This window comes from Leptospira soteropolitanensis, assembly GCF_026151655.1.
GTDB lineage: Bacteria > Spirochaetota > Leptospiria > Leptospirales > Leptospiraceae > Leptospira_A > Leptospira_A soteropolitanensis.
In genome coordinates, this window is the sequence record NZ_JAMQPN010000007.1 from 194,199 (window position 1) to 211,100 (window position 16,902).

A 16,902-nucleotide genomic window follows, 5' to 3' on the forward strand; every position below is an offset into this window, starting at 1 on the left:
AACGGTTAATTTACGAATGGATAGACCATTTCGCATCTGCATCCATCGCTGCTTCCCGAAGGACTTCGGAAAGAGTAGGATGGGCATGTGTAGAACGAGCAATGTCTTCTGCACTAGCACCAAATTCAAAAGCAATCGCTGCTTCTGCGATCATATCGGAGGCCCTTGGTCCAACGATATACACTCCGAGGAGTTTGTCCGTTTTTTTGTCTGCGATGACTTTGACTTGTCCATCGGTTTCATTCATGGCTTTGGCACGGGCATTGGGTTTGAACATGTACTTACCCACTTTGTATTCGATCCCTTTGGCTTTTAGTTCTTCTTCGCCTTGTCCCACCCAAGCCACTTCAGGCCAAGTGTAAACAATCCAAGGTATGGCTTTGTAGTTCACATGGCCATACTTTCCACAAATGAGTTCGGCAACAGCAATCCCTTCATCTTCTGCTTTGTGAGCAAGCATGGGGCCGTCCACCACATCCCCAATCGCATAGATATTGGGAATATTTGTTTGGAATTTGTTCAGTTCTACTTTGACGCGGCCACGGTCCGTCATCTCGACTCCAATTTCTTTGGCACCGAGTCCGTCTGTGTTCGGACGGCGACCAATGGAAACAAGAACCTTGTCTCCTTCGAGAATGGTTTTTTTGCCGTCTTTGCCTTCGATTTCGACTTCTACTTTTTTGCCTTTAACTTTGGCGCCATGCACTTTGGTTTCAAAGAGAAAGTTAATCCCTTGCTGTGTTAAGAGTCTTTCGGCTAGGTTTGCCATTGCTTGGTCAGCCGTTCCAAAAAGACGTGGCATGAGTTCCACTACAGTGACTTTGGCACCGAGTCGTAACCATACCGATCCAAGTTCGAGTCCGATCACTCCAGCACCTACAATGATGAGGTGTTCAGGAACTGAGTCGAGGGCAATGGCATGGTCTGAGGTAACGATATTTTTTCCATCCACAGGAAGGGGAGGAATTTCAATTGGCGTGGAACCAGTGGCAATGATGATATTGGTTCCGCTTATGGATTCTTTTTTACCATCTTCCGATGTGATAGAAACTTCAGTTTTAGAAACAAAACTAGCATGGCCCAAGTAACGAGTGATTTTATTTTTTTTCATCAGATAATCAACACCCGATGTCACCTCACTCACTACTTTGTCCTTACGAGCCATCATCTTGGCGATGTCGATTTTGACATCTTTTACAGAGATTCCATGATCGGCTAATTTGTGTTTTGTTTTATGATACTCTTCAGAAGAATCCAAAAGGGCTTTAGAGGGAATACAACCTACGTTAAGACAAGTTCCCCCGAGAGTTTTTCTTTTTTCAATGATGGCTACTTTTTTACCGAGTTGGGCTGCGCGAACCGCAGCTACATACCCACCAGGCCCGGCCCCTATGACAATGATATCGTATTGTTCCATAAAATCTTTAAACCTCAAAGAGGAGTCTAGTTGGGTCCTCTACCATTTCTTTGATTTTTACAAGAAACTGAACCGCTTCCTTTCCATCCACGATTCTGTGGTCATAAGAAAGAGCCAGATACATCATGGGGCGAATCACAATTTGGTCATTCACAACAACGGCGCGTTTAACGATGTTGTGCATTCCTAGAATTCCCGATTGGGGAGGGTTGAGGATGGGTGTTGACATCATCGATCCATACACTCCACCATTGGAGATGGAGAAAGTTCCGCCTTCCATATCTTCGAGAGAGATTTTCCCGTCTTTGACTTTACCGGCAAGCCTTGCGATCTCTTGTTCGACTCCAGCAAAACTCAGTAGGTCGGCATTTCGCACAATCGGAACCACAAGACCTTTTGGTCCACCCACAGCCACTCCGATGTCGTAATAGTTTTTGTAGACGATGTCTGTTCCGCGAATTTCTGCATTGATGGCAGGGAATGCCTTGAGGGCTGCCACCGCTGCCTTTGTAAAAAGAGACATGAACCCAAGACCCACACCGTGAGTTTCTTTGAACTTGTCTTTGTATTTATTGCGAAGTTCCATAATCGGAGACATATCCACTTCGTTGAAAGTGGTGAGGATGGCTGCGGTATGTTGTGCATTTACAAGTCGATTAGCAATGGTTTGGCGAAGTTTTGTCATCGGCACCACAGTTTCTCTTGGTCCCGCATTTGCCGAAACGACAACCGCTTTGGGAATTTCAGGACTTGTCGCTGCTTTCGGAGCACTAGCTGAGCTTGCGCCACCTTTTTCCATAAAAAGAATTACATCTTCTTTTGTGATTTGACCGTTGCGACCGGTTCCTGTGATTTTTGAAATATCTAATTTATTTTCTTCGATGAGTTTGCGAGCCGCAGGAGGAAGTCCCTCGTTCACTTTGCCCGTGTTAGGTTGGGCACTTGGTGTTTCCGCTTTCGGAGCCGCGCCACCGGAACTTGCAGGAGCCGCCGCAACAGCACCTTCTTCAATCGTACCCATAATATCACGCACATGAACCACATCCCCCACCTTTTTGGTGATGGATTTTAAAACCCCAGAAGTGGGAGCAGGAATCTCTAATGAGACTTTGTCTGTTTCTAAAATAGCGAGCACTTCGTCTACTTTTACGGCATCGCCTTCTTTTTTGGTCCAAGCACTGATGGTCGCTTCGGTTACGGATTCCCCCATCTCGGGGACTTTGATTTCTATTGCCATGAAATGTTCCTTAGCAGGTTTTTAGAGAAAAATAGCGTTTTTGAGGAGTGAGATCCCATTTGAATCTAAGACTACCGTAACTTACTTAAAGGTAAAAACGCAAGCGGAAAAAACGAAAAGACCTTGAGTTTCAGTTTGGTCACCATTGTGTAGCAGGTATGATCCGAACGTTTCAAGGCCATACACCTTCCCTCCACCCTACGGCCTGGGTGGCACCTTCAGCAGATGTACTGGGAAAGGTTACGATTGGTGAAGAATCCTCCATTTGGTTCCAATGTGTGTTAAGAGGTGACGTAAATACCATTACCATTGGCAAACATGTGAACATCCAAGACATGACTCTCGTACATGTGGCAAGAGATCTTTATCCTGTGACCATCGGAGATTATGTATCCATTGGCCACCATGCTACCATCCACGGTTGTGTTTTGCGGGATCATAGTTTTGTTGGTATGGGAGCCATGCTTATGGACGATGTGGAGATTGGAGAATGGTCTTTTGTGGGTGCCGGATCTCTTGTTCCCCCTGGAAAAAAAATCCCTCCAGGAGTACTTGTGATGGGAAGCCCTGCCAAAATCATCCGAGACATCACAGACAAGGACCGGGAAATCATCACGCGCACTGCAAACAATTATGTGAAGTATAAAGAAAACTATCGTACAGAAGGCATTGGGGGCACATCCCTTTCCTAACGGAAAGGGACCGGGTCATCCGCTCCAATCTTTCTTGCAGGCTGCAAGAAAGGATTTCCGCTACTCCCCCTTGTGCAGGGAGAGGAAGACAACCGATACCCCATTGACTGGAACCATTCTAAAGCTTCCTTCCTATTTTGACTAAATCCCTTGACCGTAACGGGAAAGTTTCTTTTTTTATAAGAGAGGTTAAAATTTGTATACACTCATTCGTTTCGAAGATGTAGAACTTGCGCACATCCAAGTAGAGAAGGGAGGAGTAAAATCTTTTCCCTGTGGTTTTGATTCCTCTAAACAAACAATGGAAAAATCATCCCAAAGATTAGATCTAAAAAAAATCCGAGTGGCTGTGGCCAAATCCGCTAATGCCGATTCCGATATTTGTGGGATTTGTGTAGGTGCCTTGTATTCACATTAAATAAAATTCTACTTAGGTGTTTGATTAGTAATCCTTTAAAAATCGTCTTTTCCTTATAACAGAAGTAACTTTGTCCTATGAATGTAAGTTTATTGGACGAAGTTAGTATATTTAGATTATCCTAATATAAACCGAACATTCCATTTTTGCCTCCTCCTGTCATTCTCTCAAATTTCGCTTGCCAAGTGTTTAAGATTTGATGTTAGTTGACAATTTGATTGTTTGATTTTTGTTATGCGATCTTGTTTTGATATATTTTCTTGTTCTAAAAAGGATAATTATGAAAAAAATTTTAGTATTAGTTTTGGTAACGTTTGGTTGTAATTCTTACCAAAGATATAATTTGCCAATAGATAAAAAAAACACCAAGTTAACGACAAAAAACATTGCCCTTATAGGTTTTTATCCTTATTCTTATAAACATGAAGTCGAAGGTCGATACACAAGAGTTACGGCCACTTTGGACTATAATCAATCTTTGAAACCAAATTTTGCAAAAGGGAAACCCATTCAAAGTTTTAGTAAAGTCGGTGAAAACTCGAAAATATCCTATGAAAACTGTGTGTCTTTTGTAAAAGATTATCTTCAAACCGTCAAAGTGAGTGGTAAACAGGAATTGGAGAGTTTCATTGATTTTGAAATGATAGGTTCAAAAACAATACCTAAGTGTAAAGTTAAAACAGATAATATCGATTTTTACATTACCGGAGTTTTAGGTGAGCCATTTTCTGGGCCTCAGGAAAGGCCATTTCGATTAGTGAATGAATTAAAAAGTGCACTTTCTCTTCTTACATTGTTCATTTTTCCTACAGAAAAAAATATAGAAGTTGATTCCAAATTTTATGTGTACGACTCCCGTTTGAACTTATTGGAAGTTAGTGATTATAAAAGAGATATGATTAATACAACTTCTTGGTGGTTTAATCTGAATCTTGATGATAAAGAAAATGTTTCAGAAGACCAACATGTTGGTAGAGTTAGATCCCAAGAGAACATTGTAAAAGAGTTTCAATTTGATTTTCTGCAAAAATACATAGAGAAGAAAGAATCATTATAATCCTAGTGTATCATATCAATTTGAGTACAAAGTGTTTGCATTTGAATTAAATCTTCGTAGTATCCCTTATCCTTCATTGACAAATATCAAGAGGGACTTTCCATGAAAAGAGAACAACGGAGTTGATTCTTATTCTTATTTAATTAACTTTAGATATGTTAGTTGAGGGAAAAAGAATTGAAAAATGTAAATGTAAATTTAGTTGAAAACTTTCTTACTGAATCGGATGTCATTATCTCTCGCACGGACACAAAGGGTTTGATTACCTATGTATCTCCCGACTTTGCAAGAATTTCCGAATATTCAGCAGAAGAGATGATTGGAAAACCACATAACATAGTTAGGCATCCCGATATGCCTAAGGTTGTATTTGAAGAAATGTGGGAGTTTATTAAAGTGGGGCTCCCTTGGACGGGAGCTGTGAAAAACAGGGCAAAATCGGGAAATTTTTATTGGGTGGATGCAACTATCACGCCTATTTTAAACGAAAAAAGACAAGTGATCGGTTATGTATCTGTCCGCAAAAAATTAGCGGATGAAAAAAAAGAATATTATGAACAATTGTACAAGAAAATAGGCAAAAAGTCTTTTTCATTAGTTAAAAAAAAGAAAATATCAAAAAATATTCGCTCGGTTAAATTGTATGAAGTATTTTTTGTTTTCTTAAGTTCTCTTCCTTTCCTCAGTCTTCTTTTTTTACAAATTTACGAAAAACCTCTGTTTTGTGGCATTTTGTTTTTTTTGCAGACTCTTATTGCTTCTTCTTTTATTTTTGTCCTCGCTCAAAAAAACAAAAAATTGCAAAGAGCTACCGAATCTGTTATCTCTGTATCTTCGGGAAGGTTCCAATATCCAGATCATTTTCACAATGATAGTAGTGATGAAGTGAAAATTATGTTACTGTCTATGAAAAGTATGAGTATCAATCTTTGGGGGATTGTTTCTCAAATTCAAAAAGCGACGGATGTCTCCATTCGCATATCCAAAGAATTGGTAGACCTTACCAATCATTTTTTTAGTTCTACCCACTCAATGGCTTCTGGAAGTGAAGAAGCGGCGGCCTGTATGGAGGAATTGACTTCGGCCCTTGATAATATCAAACAAATTACTGCGAGTCATTCGGTTATTATGTCAGACATGAAAGATTATATGAACGCAGTGAATCAAAATTTAAAGGGAACTCAAAATGCATTAAAAGGTCTGGACGACTTGTCCACAAGATCAACAGAAAAAGCCGATGCGGGAAAACAAAAAATTTCGGAATCGTTAGAGGGTATGGAATCCATCCAACAGGTTTCAGGTAAAATATTGAATATCGTCTCTATCATTTCAGAAATTGCCGATAGAACTAATTTGCTTTCGTTAAATGCATCGATCGAAGCTGCCAGGGCAGGGAATTATGGTGCCGGTTTTGCGATTGTTGCAAAAGAAATGATGGGTTTGAATGAACAAATTGCCGTTTCCGTAGAAGAAATAAAAAATTACGTTGATGAAACTTTAGCAGTGATCAAAGAAACATCCCTCAAAGTGAACGAAGCATCAATGGAAGTTTTTTCTGTAGCTGACTTGTTTAATGAAATGAAATCGATTCTAAAAAAAGTGGTAGCATCGTTGTATCATGATATACAAGAGTCTACAAGGGTAAAGTTGAAGTTGGATTCGGTGGAGGATCAGGTAAGACAAATTGATCAATCTGTATTAGAAGCAAATTTAGCTTCGAAACAAATTTCCAATATCCTTCTTGGGCTTTCTGAACAGGCTCAAGTGATCGCTTATAAATCAGAAACTTTGCATGAAAAGAGTTCGCTTGTGGTTTCTGAACCGAAGAAGATTATGGATTTAGTTGAACACTATCATACTGGAGAAACAGAAGTTTTTGAAGTAACGTCATAAGTTGATTGATTCAAAATTTAGCAAAGAGTAAGTAAGATAAAAGTGTGGATTCGCATACTAAATGCGATCCACAAGTAGGATCGTTACATCGTCTGCAAATTCGTTGGACCCTACATAGTCTTTGGCAGCTTGGATAAGATGATTGGCTGCGTTTTGAGTATTTAAAGTTTTAGAATTCAGAATTGCTTTTTGAAATAAATCTTCATCATAACGTTTGTTATGGTCTTTTGACATATGTTCTGTGATTCCGTCGGTATACATGACAAGACGATTTCCTGGCAAAAAAGGAAAGGTTTTTTCCTCATAAAAAAGATCGGGGATAAGCCCTAAAATTTTTCCTTTTACATCTAACTGCAATATAGGTGAGTCTTTTTGATCGAGTAAAAATGGGGCGTGGTGGCCCGCATTAGCACAAAGGATCGTGTTGTTTTTTAAATCGATAATTCCGTAAAATGCGGTGAGAAAATTCCCTGCCAATTTTCCATACAACATGTGGTTCAGAGTAGTTAAAAAAAGTGAAGGGCTAAGTTTGATGTCTTGTTCAAAGTTTTTTAAAACCATGTGAGCCATTGCCGCAAGGACTGCTGCAGAAAGTCCATGACCAGATATATCGGCAATCAAAATGGAAAACTTAGAATCTTCTAATTCCGTAACATCATAAAAATCACCGCCAACTTGTTCCAATGGGATATGAGATACGCCATAGGCTAGTTTGTTGGAACTAGGAAGTGTGGATGGCATAATTTTTTTCATAATGTTTTTTGCGCGGTTTAATTCTTTTCCGGTATCTACGATTTGATGGAAAAGTTGAGCATTTTTAATCGTGCTACTGAGTCTTGAAGCAATATTTGTTAATAAATCTAAATCTGAATGTTGGAAGGCGTATCCTGAAAGTTTGTTGTTGATGCTAATGACACCAAGAAGTTCATCTTGAAAAATAAGTGGTGCTGAGATCAAAGATTTGGATTCAAATTTGTAAGGAGAAAGTTTGTTATATCTCGGATCTAAATCGAGATTGTGAATGAGTAGGCTTTCTTTTTTATCTGCAACCCAACCGGAAACACCAGTTCCATAAGGAACTTTTATTTGTTCATATGCATCTTCTGGAATTCCTTTGGCGGAAAGTATACTTAATTCTTGTTTTTCCGGATTGGCAAGGTAAATGGTTCCAGAGGAGGCTCCGAGGTATTCCAAAACTCGATTTAGAATCCATTTTCCTAATTCATTTAAACTTTTTTCAGAAACGGATAGTCTTTCAAATTCATTTAACAGAGATAATTCGAGGATGCGTTTGTCTAAACTGTCTTTTGTGTTTGCATTTTGGATAGCAGTGGCGGCCACTTCAGACAAAGAAATTAAATATTCTAAATCGGATGAATCAAATAAACGATTGTTCGTTTTGTTGATTACCTCAAGAGTTCCGATGAGTCTTTCCTCGACAAACAGTGGAACACAAATTAGGGATTTTGTTTTAAATCCAGTGCGTTTGTCCATACTTGCATTAAATCTTGGATCTTTATAAGCATCTTCTAATGCGATGGGCTTTTTCTCTTTAGCAACCATTCCAACAATACCTTCACCTAACTCTAGCCTTGCGTATTGTTGTATGATCTCCCCTTTTTCTCCTAAAGCCACTTCGCAATACAAAAATTCTTCATCTTCTAAAAGGAAAAGGGAACTTGCCTCTGCTTCGAGTAAATCTTTGGAATACAACATGATTAGCGGGAGTAATTGGTGCAAATCTAGATTTGCATTCAAAATAGAAGAAATATGGAGTAGGCTACGAAACTTACTTAAGCTAGTGAGCGGATCTAAAGTCATGGGGCACCAAACCATTATTTCACCTAGTTTCGAATCCGTCGATTTAGAATTTCTCTTTGAACTAATTTGGAAACGGAGAAAGCGACTAAAAAAATACTTCTCTATTTTTAGAATTTGTGTATTGTTTAACGTTTGCGCTCGAATTCATTGATCTGAGTCAATGACGATTTTGGTTAGCCAAATTAGAATCAATTAAAAGGATATGGAAATGCAAATATTACTACCAAAACGAAAGGCTATAACAGTTTACTTGTTCGTTATTGTCATAATTAGTTTATTCTCGGTTTGTTCGGGACCAAAAATAGAAGAGGCTAAACTCACTTATGCACCAGAGGTTCCTCCTCATATCGATAGAACAAGTGAATCAAAAGTCATTGTGAATATGGAAACCATAGAAGTTGTGGGTAGACTTGCAGATGGGGTTGAGTATACGTTTTGGACATTTGGCGGATCTGTTCCTGGCCCCATGATTCGAGTGCGTGAAGGGGACGAGGTTGAATTTCATCTGAAAAACCATCCTTCTAGTAAAATGCCACATAACATAGATTTGCATGCTGTGACTGGGCAAGGAGGAGGGGCAGCGGCCTCTCTTACAATTCCGGGTCATGCTTCCAAATTTTCTTTTAAGGCATTAAACCCAGGATTGTATATTTACCATTGTGCTACATCTCCTGTAGGAATGCATATTGCGAACGGAATGTACGGGCTTATTTTTGTGCAACCCAAAGACGATCTTCCGAAAGTCGACAAGGAATACTACGTAGTTCAAAGTGAATTTTATACAAAAGGAAAGAATGGTGAACCTGGTTTGCAGCCATTCAGTATGGAAAAAGCAATTACTGAAATTCCCGACTATGTTGTGTTTAATGGCTCTGTCGGTTCCCTTGTGGAAGACAGAGCAATCACAGCCAAAGTGGGTGAAACGGTTCGGTTATTTGTTGGGAATGCGGGACCTAATTTAGTTTCCTCTTTTCATGTCATTGGTGAAATTTTTGACCATGTATATACGGAAGGAGGAATTCTTCCGAACCAAAAAAATGTACAAACCACGCTGATTCCTGCTGGCGGTTCCGCCATAGTAGATTTTAAAGTAGAAGTTCCTGGAACTTTGATCTTAGTAGATCATTCTATCTTTAGAACATTTAACAAGGGTTCGCTTGGGATGTTAAAAGTAGAAGGAGAACCGAATGCTACCATTTATTCTGGAAAACAAGATGATACGGTTTACCTTCCAGAAGGCCCTGCCATTCAAAGAATGGTTACTGAAGTCAAACCGAAAGTATCAGCAAAAACCCCAAAAGAAATTTTGGCTAATGGAGAAAGAGTATATAAATCGGTTTGTGCTGCTTGCCATATGAAAGAAGGGCAAGGTGTGGTTGGAGTGTTTCCTCCGCTTGCGAAATCGGACTATCTAAATGCTGACAAAACGCGCGCCATTCAAATTTTAAAAAAGGGACTTAGCGGCCCTATTACTGTGAATGGACAAAAATACAATAATGTTATGCCTCATTTGGAACTAACGAATGAAGAGATCGCTAGCGTCTTAAGTTATGTTTATAACCAATGGGGAAATAAAGGGATTATGGTTTCGGAAGCAGAAGTAAGATAGATAATTAATTTAGTCAAAAGATGAATCCTTTTCTTTTTTTAAGTTTTTTTCTTTCGTTTTCCCTTTCTGCAGAAATGGTCAAAATCCCTGCTGGAAATTGGAGACCTTTTTTAAAGGAAATAAATTCTAGGTTAGGTGAGAGTATTAAAATCAAAAGTTTTTACTTGGACAAGTATCCGGTGACACAAAAAGAATATTTTGAGTTTATAGAAGGTAACCCAGAATGGAAAAAAGGAAAAGTATCGTCGTTATTTGCTGACAGTGGTTATTTAGGTGATTGGAAGGACAACGTCCCTGACAATCGTACTTCCCATTCTCCTGTAACCTATGTTTCTTGGTTTAGCGCGAATGCGTATTGCCAATGGAAAGGAAAACGATTACCTTCGGAATCGGAATGGGAATATGCTGCCAGTTTTCCGGAAGCTGGGAAAAACAAAAAGGTTATGGAATCTGTCATTCTTAATTGGTATGGGGAACAAAAACCAGAATTTCTTCCTTCTATTGGTAAGTATAAAAATAAATTTGGTGTTTATGACCAACATGGAATGATTTGGGAGTGGGTATTTGACTTTAATAATACTTCTGTTACGGGAGATTCAAGGCAAGATACTGATTTAGAAAGTAATCTTTTTTGTGGTGGCGGATCATTAAAGGCGAATGATTTTTCTAATTATGCATCTTACATGCGTTATGGATATAGAGCCGGCTTAAAAGGTTGGTATACTGCAAAGTATTTAGGTTTTCGATGTGCTTCAAATCAATATGTTAAGGATAATCCGTTATGAAACTTCAATCTACAGTAAAACTACTTATTCTATTCATCACTTTCGCATTTAATTTTGGCTGTGACGAACAAAATTCTAGTGGCCACCACCATCATGCAGAGGATCACGTTTTGGCTGCCAGTGATGCTGCCCAAGGAAGTTTGTTTGATTTGGGTTCCCAGTGGACAACAGAATCGAATCAAACGATCACTTTAAAACACTTTAAAGGATCTCCTTTGGTTATCAGTATGTTTTATGCTACTTGCCAATCTATTTGCCCAAGACTTGTGGCTGATATGGAACAACTCGCAAAAAAAATACTAAAGAAAACGGGCAAAGAACCTCGTATGGTTCTCGTTAGTTTTGATTCGGAAAAGGATAATCCGGCTGTCCTCAATGCCTATAAAAAGAAAATGAACTTAAAGGAGAATTGGACTCTACTTTCTGGAAAGGAAGAAGACATTCGAATGTTGTCAGTGGTACTTGGAATCAATTATAAAAAGATATCGAATGGAGAATTTAACCATTCGGCTGTTTATAGTTTAGTTTCAAAAGAAGGTGTTGTTATTTCTCGAATTGAGGGGATTGGCTCTAATTCGGAAGGATTGATTTCTGAGTATCAAAAACTAAAATGAAGTAGTTTGAGAGTGGCTTTTTCATTCTCAAACCAAATTTATATCCATTAGTAGTTGCTTTCCTTTCGTTTGCTTTTTTGATTAGCATAAATTCTTTTTTTTAGGTAGTTCTATTTGTTTTCTTTTGTTTCCTGTAGATACATTCAAAGTTTTGTCATCATATCGCTACTTATTTCTATTCTTGGTTGCAAAAAGGAATCTGACGATAAAAAAGATTTTCTAAATTTGTTAACACTTGGATTGTATGCGCGTTCCTGCGCTGGACAAAATGCTTTCCCTTCTAGTGGAACCGTGGGGACTTTGACTCGACTGCAAATTCCGCCTTCACAAACTTCTTCGGGAATTTCTAATTACAATCAGCCCCATTATGTTTTTCCTCCTCAGTCCGGAGTGACTAAAAAAAATATCCTTTCTGTATTTTATCCAGGAACAGGGTCTAGCCCTTGTGAGGTGAATACTTTTTTACAACATGGGGCAACTCGTGGTTATCATGTAGTGGGTCTCAGTTATCCGAATGGGGAAGCTGTTAATACTGTTTGTAACCAAGGGGATGCAAAGTCTGACTCTAGCTGTTTTGAAAATTTGAGGAAGGAAGTTCTTACGGGAGTCGATCTTTCTCCTTACGTTTCGGTAGATGTTACCAATTCTATTGAAGGTAGATTACTCAGTCTGATTCAGTATTTAATTCAGTCAAGGCCCGGAGAAGGTTGGGACCAGTTTCTTACTGGTAATCAAATGAATTGGTCTTTGGTATATGTGGGTGGGCATTCGCAAGGTAGTGGGCATGCGGCCTTACAGGGAAAAAATAGAACTTTAGGTAGGGTCTCTCTTTATAGTGGAGTATCTGATTATAGTATTAAAGATTCTAATCTTCCTAGTTGGATGGGAGGGACTCAGAATACTCCGGGATCCTCATATTATGGATTAATTCATGAAAACGATCCTATTGCTAATTTTAGCGGGAATTCAAACCAAGTAACAAATGCTTGGTTGAATCAATTTTCTATGACAGGACCGATTACCAATACCAACGTTGGGCTCCCTTTTAATAATAGTAGAAGTTTGGTAACAACTGTTTGTAACGGAATGGGTTCTTTTGGTTTACATATTTGTCCTATGACCAATGGGTTCCAATCCATTTGGAATTATATAAGTTTTCCGTAACGAAATGCATTCAAGAATTAAAATGGTGGGAGGCGTTTGAAGATCCATTCTGGTATCATTCGAATTACCATCATGATGAAACGCCAAGGCCACCTTATATAAACCAAATCTTTTTTAGAAAGCCCAGCTTTTACGATAAGTTCTGCGGCCACTTGTGGCTGTAAGGTGAGCCAAGGAATCAGATTATGCCCTTCTGACATTTTTGTATATACTGGTCCAAGTTGGATCGTTGTGATTTGGACTCCTTTTGAAAATAATAGGGACCTAAGACCAGAAAGATAAGTAGTTAGACCAGCTTTTGCACTTCCATAGATATAGTTCATTTGCCTACCGCGATCGCCTGCCACAGAACTTATGGCTACGATTGTACCTTCATTTCTTTTTTCCATATCCAAAGAAATGATATTCATTAAGGAAACTACTGCAGAATAGTTGACTTGGATTGTTTTTAAAAGTTCTATCTGGTCTTCTCTTGCTTTTGTTTGATCTTCGTAATATCCAACAACAAAAAAAACAATATCTGGTTTCGTAGGAAGTTCTTGGTAAAACTTTTGGTGTAATGAAAAATCAGTAACATCCCATTCAAAAGTTTCTACCGCTATGGGATATTTTATTTGAAATTTTGATTTTAATTCAGCTAACTGTTGTTTGTTTCTTCCCGTTAAGGAAAGTGAAAATCCTCTTTTTGCTAGTGATTCTCCTATATGGGTTCCAATGTCGGAAGTGGCTCCAACAACAAGTGCATTTTTCATTTTTGATGATCCAAACAAATCGGATCTAATAATGGTCTTTTTGTCACTGAAAATTCCACCATCCATCCACACTTCCCGAGCCATTGAAGGAAAAACTCTCTCCAATTTTAGGAACTTGTAAATTGAGTTTCATCATTTGGGAAGCAACAATGACTCGTTTGATTGGGTCATTCCAAGGGTGGAGTGATAAAATGAATTTTCCCCAGTGAACAGGAACAAAGGATTTTGCACCGATCTGCGATGATGCCAGAGCTGTTTCTTCTGGGCGCATATGTATGGAAGGCCAATCATCTCCATACTGTCCGCATTCTAAAAATGCTAAATCAAACGGTCCATATTTTTTGCCAATGGTTTCAAAAATGGATCCATAACCAGAATCTCCGCCTATAAATACTTTGTATTCGCCAATCTTTAAAACATATGAACACCATAAACTTTTGTTTCGTAGTACACTTCGTCCTGAAAAATGCCTGGTTGGTGTGGCGGTTATCCTTAGGCCTGACACAATCTCTTGAGACTCAAACCAATCTAATTCAATGATTTTTTCTAATGGAACTCCCCAGGATAACAGATGGGCAGAAACTCCTAGAGGAACGATGATTTTTTTAGTTTTTGAATGAATCTTTAAAATTGTTTCATAATCGAGGTGATCGTAGTGATCATGAGTAATGATGAGAATATCCAATTCTGGCATATCTTCTGGTAAATAAACATCGGTTCCTTCGAATGCTTGGACAGCAAAAGAAATGGGAGAAGCATAACCTGAAAAAACGGGATCGACTAAAATTTTTTTCCCCTCGGCTACTAAAAGGTAAGAAGAATGACCGAACCAAATGTACTGCGGTTTTCTATCATCCAATTCTTTTAAATTGATTTTTGAGGAAGGGACAGGCGAAGAAGGTCGAATCGAGTTCGGTTTTTGCCAATATTTAATTGCCATTTTCCAATAGGAACTGTTAGGTGCTAACATTTCTGTACGTTCTATGTTTTGGAATCGTCCAGATTGAAAGTGCTCAGATTGTGAGATACGCTTTAGAATTTCACCAGAGGGAAGTTTACCAAGAGTTGTAACCAAAATATTGTCCTTAATGATTGGACGGTGTTAAATTGTTTTTCGCCCATTTTCTGATCATAAAATCTAGGTCGTGTAACAAAAGAGGTTTTGTCATAAAATCATCCATACCGCCAGAGAGGCATCTTTGTTTTTCTTCTTCCAAAACATTTGCCGTAAGAGCAACGATCACAGGTTGTTTTGGAATGGTTTTTGATTTACGGACAAATCTGGTCACTGTTATCCCGTCCATATCAGGCATTTGAATGTCTAAAAAAACTAAATCTGGTAAATGCGTACGAATCATATCCAAAGTTTTTTCTCCGTTTTCTGATTGTAAGGCGGAATATCCTAGTTTTTTTAAAAAGAGACTCGAAACCTTTTGATTGATGGGATCATCGTCTGCAATGAGAATTTTTAGAGGATACTTTTCTGCTAATTTGGAATCCCAGTTGGTTTTTTTTACCAATTCGTTTGGAGTTGAGATTAGATCATTTTCACTAGATTCAAAACTTGCTTCGGCTTCGAATTGGAAAGTAAAATTTGATCCCCTGCCATAGATACTTTGTGCAGAGATAGAACCACCCATTTCTTCGATTAATTTTTTTGTAATAGCTAGGCCGAGTCCTGTACCTACAGTTTTTTCGGTGAGATGGGAATGTACTTGTGAAAATGGTTGGAATAAGTTTCCCATACGTTCTTCCGGTATACCAATTCCAGTATCTTTTACTGATATTTGCAGGCGTATTTTTTTTTCATCGATTGGTGTTGATTCGACTATTACAAAAATACTTCCTTCTTCGGTAAACTTCACCGCATTGCTCAGTAAGTTTGTTAATATTTGCGCGAATCGTCTTTGGTCTGTAACAAGGAAAGTCGGAGGTTCGTTTACAAATTCTAACTCGATTTTTAATTTGTTTTTATCAGATTGAGTTTTAAAAATGTTGATACAATCATATAGTAGTCTTTGTAATGATATTGGCTCTAAGTGTAACTCAAATTGACCTGATTCTAGTTTGGTTAAATCCAAAATATCATTTACTAAAAGTAAAAGATTGTCTCCGCTGAATTTGATAAGGTTTAAATACTCTTTTTGTTCTTCTGTCAGTTCTGTTTGCTGTAATATTTGTGTCATTCCCAGAATTCCATTCATCGGAGTTCTGATTTCATGACTCATCGTAGAAAGAAATGAAGTTTTGAAGCTAACTTTTGCTTCAGCAGTCTCTTTTTCCTGTTTGAGTCTTTCTTTGTTTCGGAAATTTTCAATCATCCTTTCTGCAATGAATAGTGCTTGTGAAAGACCAAAAACGAGAAATCCATATTGTGCAAGATAAGGAATTCCTCTTTTGGCAAATTCGGTAAGTATATCTAAGGAAAATAATACCATTGTTGCAATCACAGAGAATAAGAAGAATTTACTTCCAGGTTTTTTTAAAATGACTCCGTGAATGATAGGATACAATAACCCCAATAGACCAAGGAGCGATAGAACAAGATGTGCTGCTAAAAATTTGGAAAAGGGAATAATATCTAAAGGTAAGGCAAAAAATAATAAAAATGCAATAACATAGTTAATTCTATAGATGAAATTGTATTTTGGTGAATTGTAAATTTCTTTGACATATAAAACAAAGGCAAGATACAATAGAACAAAGGTAATTCCATTGATTCTAACTATTGTTTCGTAAATGCCTGCTGGTAGATAGTTGTAGATGATTCTTGTTTCTCCAATGCTTAGCAAGCGGACTGCTGCTAAAAAACAAACTGTCGCAAAGTAGATATGAGTTTTTTCATCTCTCCAGAAAAGATATAAAACAAAGTGAAAGAAGGCTAAAGTCAAAAGCGATGCAAACACGAAAAGGTCTCTGCTAAGAGTTTCAAGAAATAGTTTGTTAATCCCTATATGACTTCCTAAGGTATAAGGTGTGGCGACACCACAAACATGGTAATGAAAACAAGAAATTTTCAGAGAAAGATGAATGCGCTGATCTTTGGAATCGGGAAGAGCAAAAGTTTGAATATTCAAATTCGGAATTTCGGAAGAATAACTTTTTCCAATGGTTCCCGATTGGTAAATAGAATTGTTTTCGATGAGAATTTCAAAAGCATTCCGAGTGATACCGTTTTGTAGGTATAAATTTTTTGTATTCTCTGATAACAAGATGGTGAGACTGAGAGTTGCGTATCCTATAGGGTATCTTTCCGATTTAGAATTGGTCCAGTGACCAGGGACAACCGTATAGTCCACATTAGCTAAATCTTCTTTGGGATTCCAATTTTCCCAATCAATTCTCCATTCTCCGTTGAGTGGCACATTCCCCATCGTTTCGAAGTTCCAACCACGAAGATCTAACACAGCTTTTTTGGCAACGGGGATATCGACAACATTCAT

The 16,902-nt window shown here is 38.2% G+C and carries 14 protein-coding genes; 8 read left to right on the forward strand and 6 right to left on the reverse strand.

The genetic code is table 11. The features are described 5' to 3' along the window. Window positions 1-10: 10 nt before the first annotated feature. Together lpdA and odhB are read right to left on the reverse strand one after the other, a co-directional pair. On the reverse strand, window positions 11-1,417 hold the full coding sequence (gene lpdA, locus ND811_RS15045; RefSeq protein ID WP_265352686.1) for a dihydrolipoyl dehydrogenase: 1,407 nt from the start codon (window positions 1,415-1,417) through the stop codon (window positions 11-13). Between the two features lie 7 nt (window positions 1,418-1,424). After that, window positions 1,425-2,654, reverse strand: coding sequence for a 2-oxoglutarate dehydrogenase complex dihydrolipoyllysine-residue succinyltransferase (gene odhB / locus ND811_RS15050; RefSeq protein WP_265352685.1), 1,230 nt, complete (start codon window positions 2,652-2,654; stop codon window positions 1,425-1,427). A 158-nt stretch (window positions 2,655-2,812) separates the two neighbouring features. On the opposite strand from odhB, the gene ND811_RS15055 reads away from it, so the two are divergent. From ND811_RS15055 to ND811_RS15070, 4 genes are all read left to right on the forward strand, one after another. Continuing rightward, window positions 2,813-3,346: a gamma carbonic anhydrase family protein gene (locus ND811_RS15055; RefSeq protein ID WP_265352684.1), complete on the forward strand. Its 534-nt coding sequence runs from the start codon at window positions 2,813-2,815 to the stop codon at window positions 3,344-3,346. Between the two features lie 196 nt (window positions 3,347-3,542). Further along, on the forward strand, window positions 3,543-3,764 hold the full coding sequence (locus ND811_RS15060) for a hypothetical protein (protein WP_265352683.1): 222 nt from the start codon (window positions 3,543-3,545) through the stop codon (window positions 3,762-3,764). Window positions 3,765-4,044: 280 nt separating this feature from the next. Beyond that, entirely contained in the window at window positions 4,045-4,821 is a 777-nt protein-coding gene (locus ND811_RS15065; protein WP_265352682.1) for an Lp29 family lipoprotein, read from the forward strand. Between the two features lie 177 nt (window positions 4,822-4,998). After that, window positions 4,999-6,714: a methyl-accepting chemotaxis protein gene (locus ND811_RS15070; RefSeq protein ID WP_265352681.1), complete on the forward strand. Its 1,716-nt coding sequence runs from the start codon at window positions 4,999-5,001 to the stop codon at window positions 6,712-6,714. A 57-nt stretch (window positions 6,715-6,771) separates the two neighbouring features. On the opposite strand, the gene ND811_RS15075 is transcribed toward ND811_RS15070, so the two are convergent. Continuing rightward, entirely contained in the window at window positions 6,772-8,535 is a 1,764-nt protein-coding gene (locus ND811_RS15075) for a GAF domain-containing SpoIIE family protein phosphatase (protein WP_265352837.1), read from the reverse strand. 208 nt (window positions 8,536-8,743) lie between these two features. Here ND811_RS15075 and nirK point away from each other — a divergent pair, with 208 nt between their 5' ends. The 4 genes from nirK (at window position 8,744) to ND811_RS15095 (ending at window position 12,707) form a co-directional block, all read left to right on the forward strand. Next, window positions 8,744-10,144, forward strand: a complete 1,401-nt coding sequence (gene nirK / locus ND811_RS15080; RefSeq protein ID WP_265352680.1) for a copper-containing nitrite reductase — start codon at window positions 8,744-8,746, stop codon at window positions 10,142-10,144. A gap of 20 nt (window positions 10,145-10,164) precedes the next feature. Continuing rightward, the gene (locus tag ND811_RS15085) at window positions 10,165-10,929 is read left to right on the forward strand and encodes a formylglycine-generating enzyme family protein (RefSeq protein WP_265352679.1); all 765 of its coding nucleotides are present in this window, start codon (window positions 10,165-10,167) and stop codon (window positions 10,927-10,929) included. Further along, window positions 10,926-11,543 carry an SCO family protein gene (locus ND811_RS15090; protein WP_265352678.1) on the forward strand — a complete coding sequence of 206 codons (618 nt, stop codon included), beginning with the start codon at window positions 10,926-10,928 and terminating at the stop codon, window positions 11,541-11,543. Before ND811_RS15085 ends, ND811_RS15090 begins: the two co-directional genes overlap by 4 nt. A gap of 114 nt (window positions 11,544-11,657) precedes the next feature. After that, window positions 11,658-12,707, forward strand: a complete 1,050-nt coding sequence (locus ND811_RS15095; protein ID WP_265352677.1) for a BPSS1187 family protein — start codon at window positions 11,658-11,660, stop codon at window positions 12,705-12,707. Window positions 12,708-12,724: 17 nt separating this feature from the next. Here the strand turns inward: ND811_RS15095 and ND811_RS15100 are convergent, their stop codons facing one another. The 3 genes from ND811_RS15100 to ND811_RS15110 are packed head-to-tail and all read right to left on the reverse strand — an operon-like array spanning window position 12,725 to window position 16,833. Further along, on the reverse strand, window positions 12,725-13,459 hold the full coding sequence (locus ND811_RS15100; RefSeq protein WP_265352836.1) for an SDR family NAD(P)-dependent oxidoreductase: 735 nt from the start codon (window positions 13,457-13,459) through the stop codon (window positions 12,725-12,727). Window positions 13,460-13,502: 43 nt separating this feature from the next. Beyond that, on the reverse strand, window positions 13,503-14,534 hold the full coding sequence (locus ND811_RS15105) for an MBL fold metallo-hydrolase (protein WP_265352676.1): 1,032 nt from the start codon (window positions 14,532-14,534) through the stop codon (window positions 13,503-13,505). A gap of 10 nt (window positions 14,535-14,544) precedes the next feature. Then, complete coding sequence (locus ND811_RS15110) at window positions 14,545-16,833, reverse strand: ATP-binding protein (RefSeq protein ID WP_407658911.1); 2,289 nt, start codon at window positions 16,831-16,833, stop codon at window positions 14,545-14,547. Window positions 16,834-16,902: the final 69 nt, after the last annotated feature.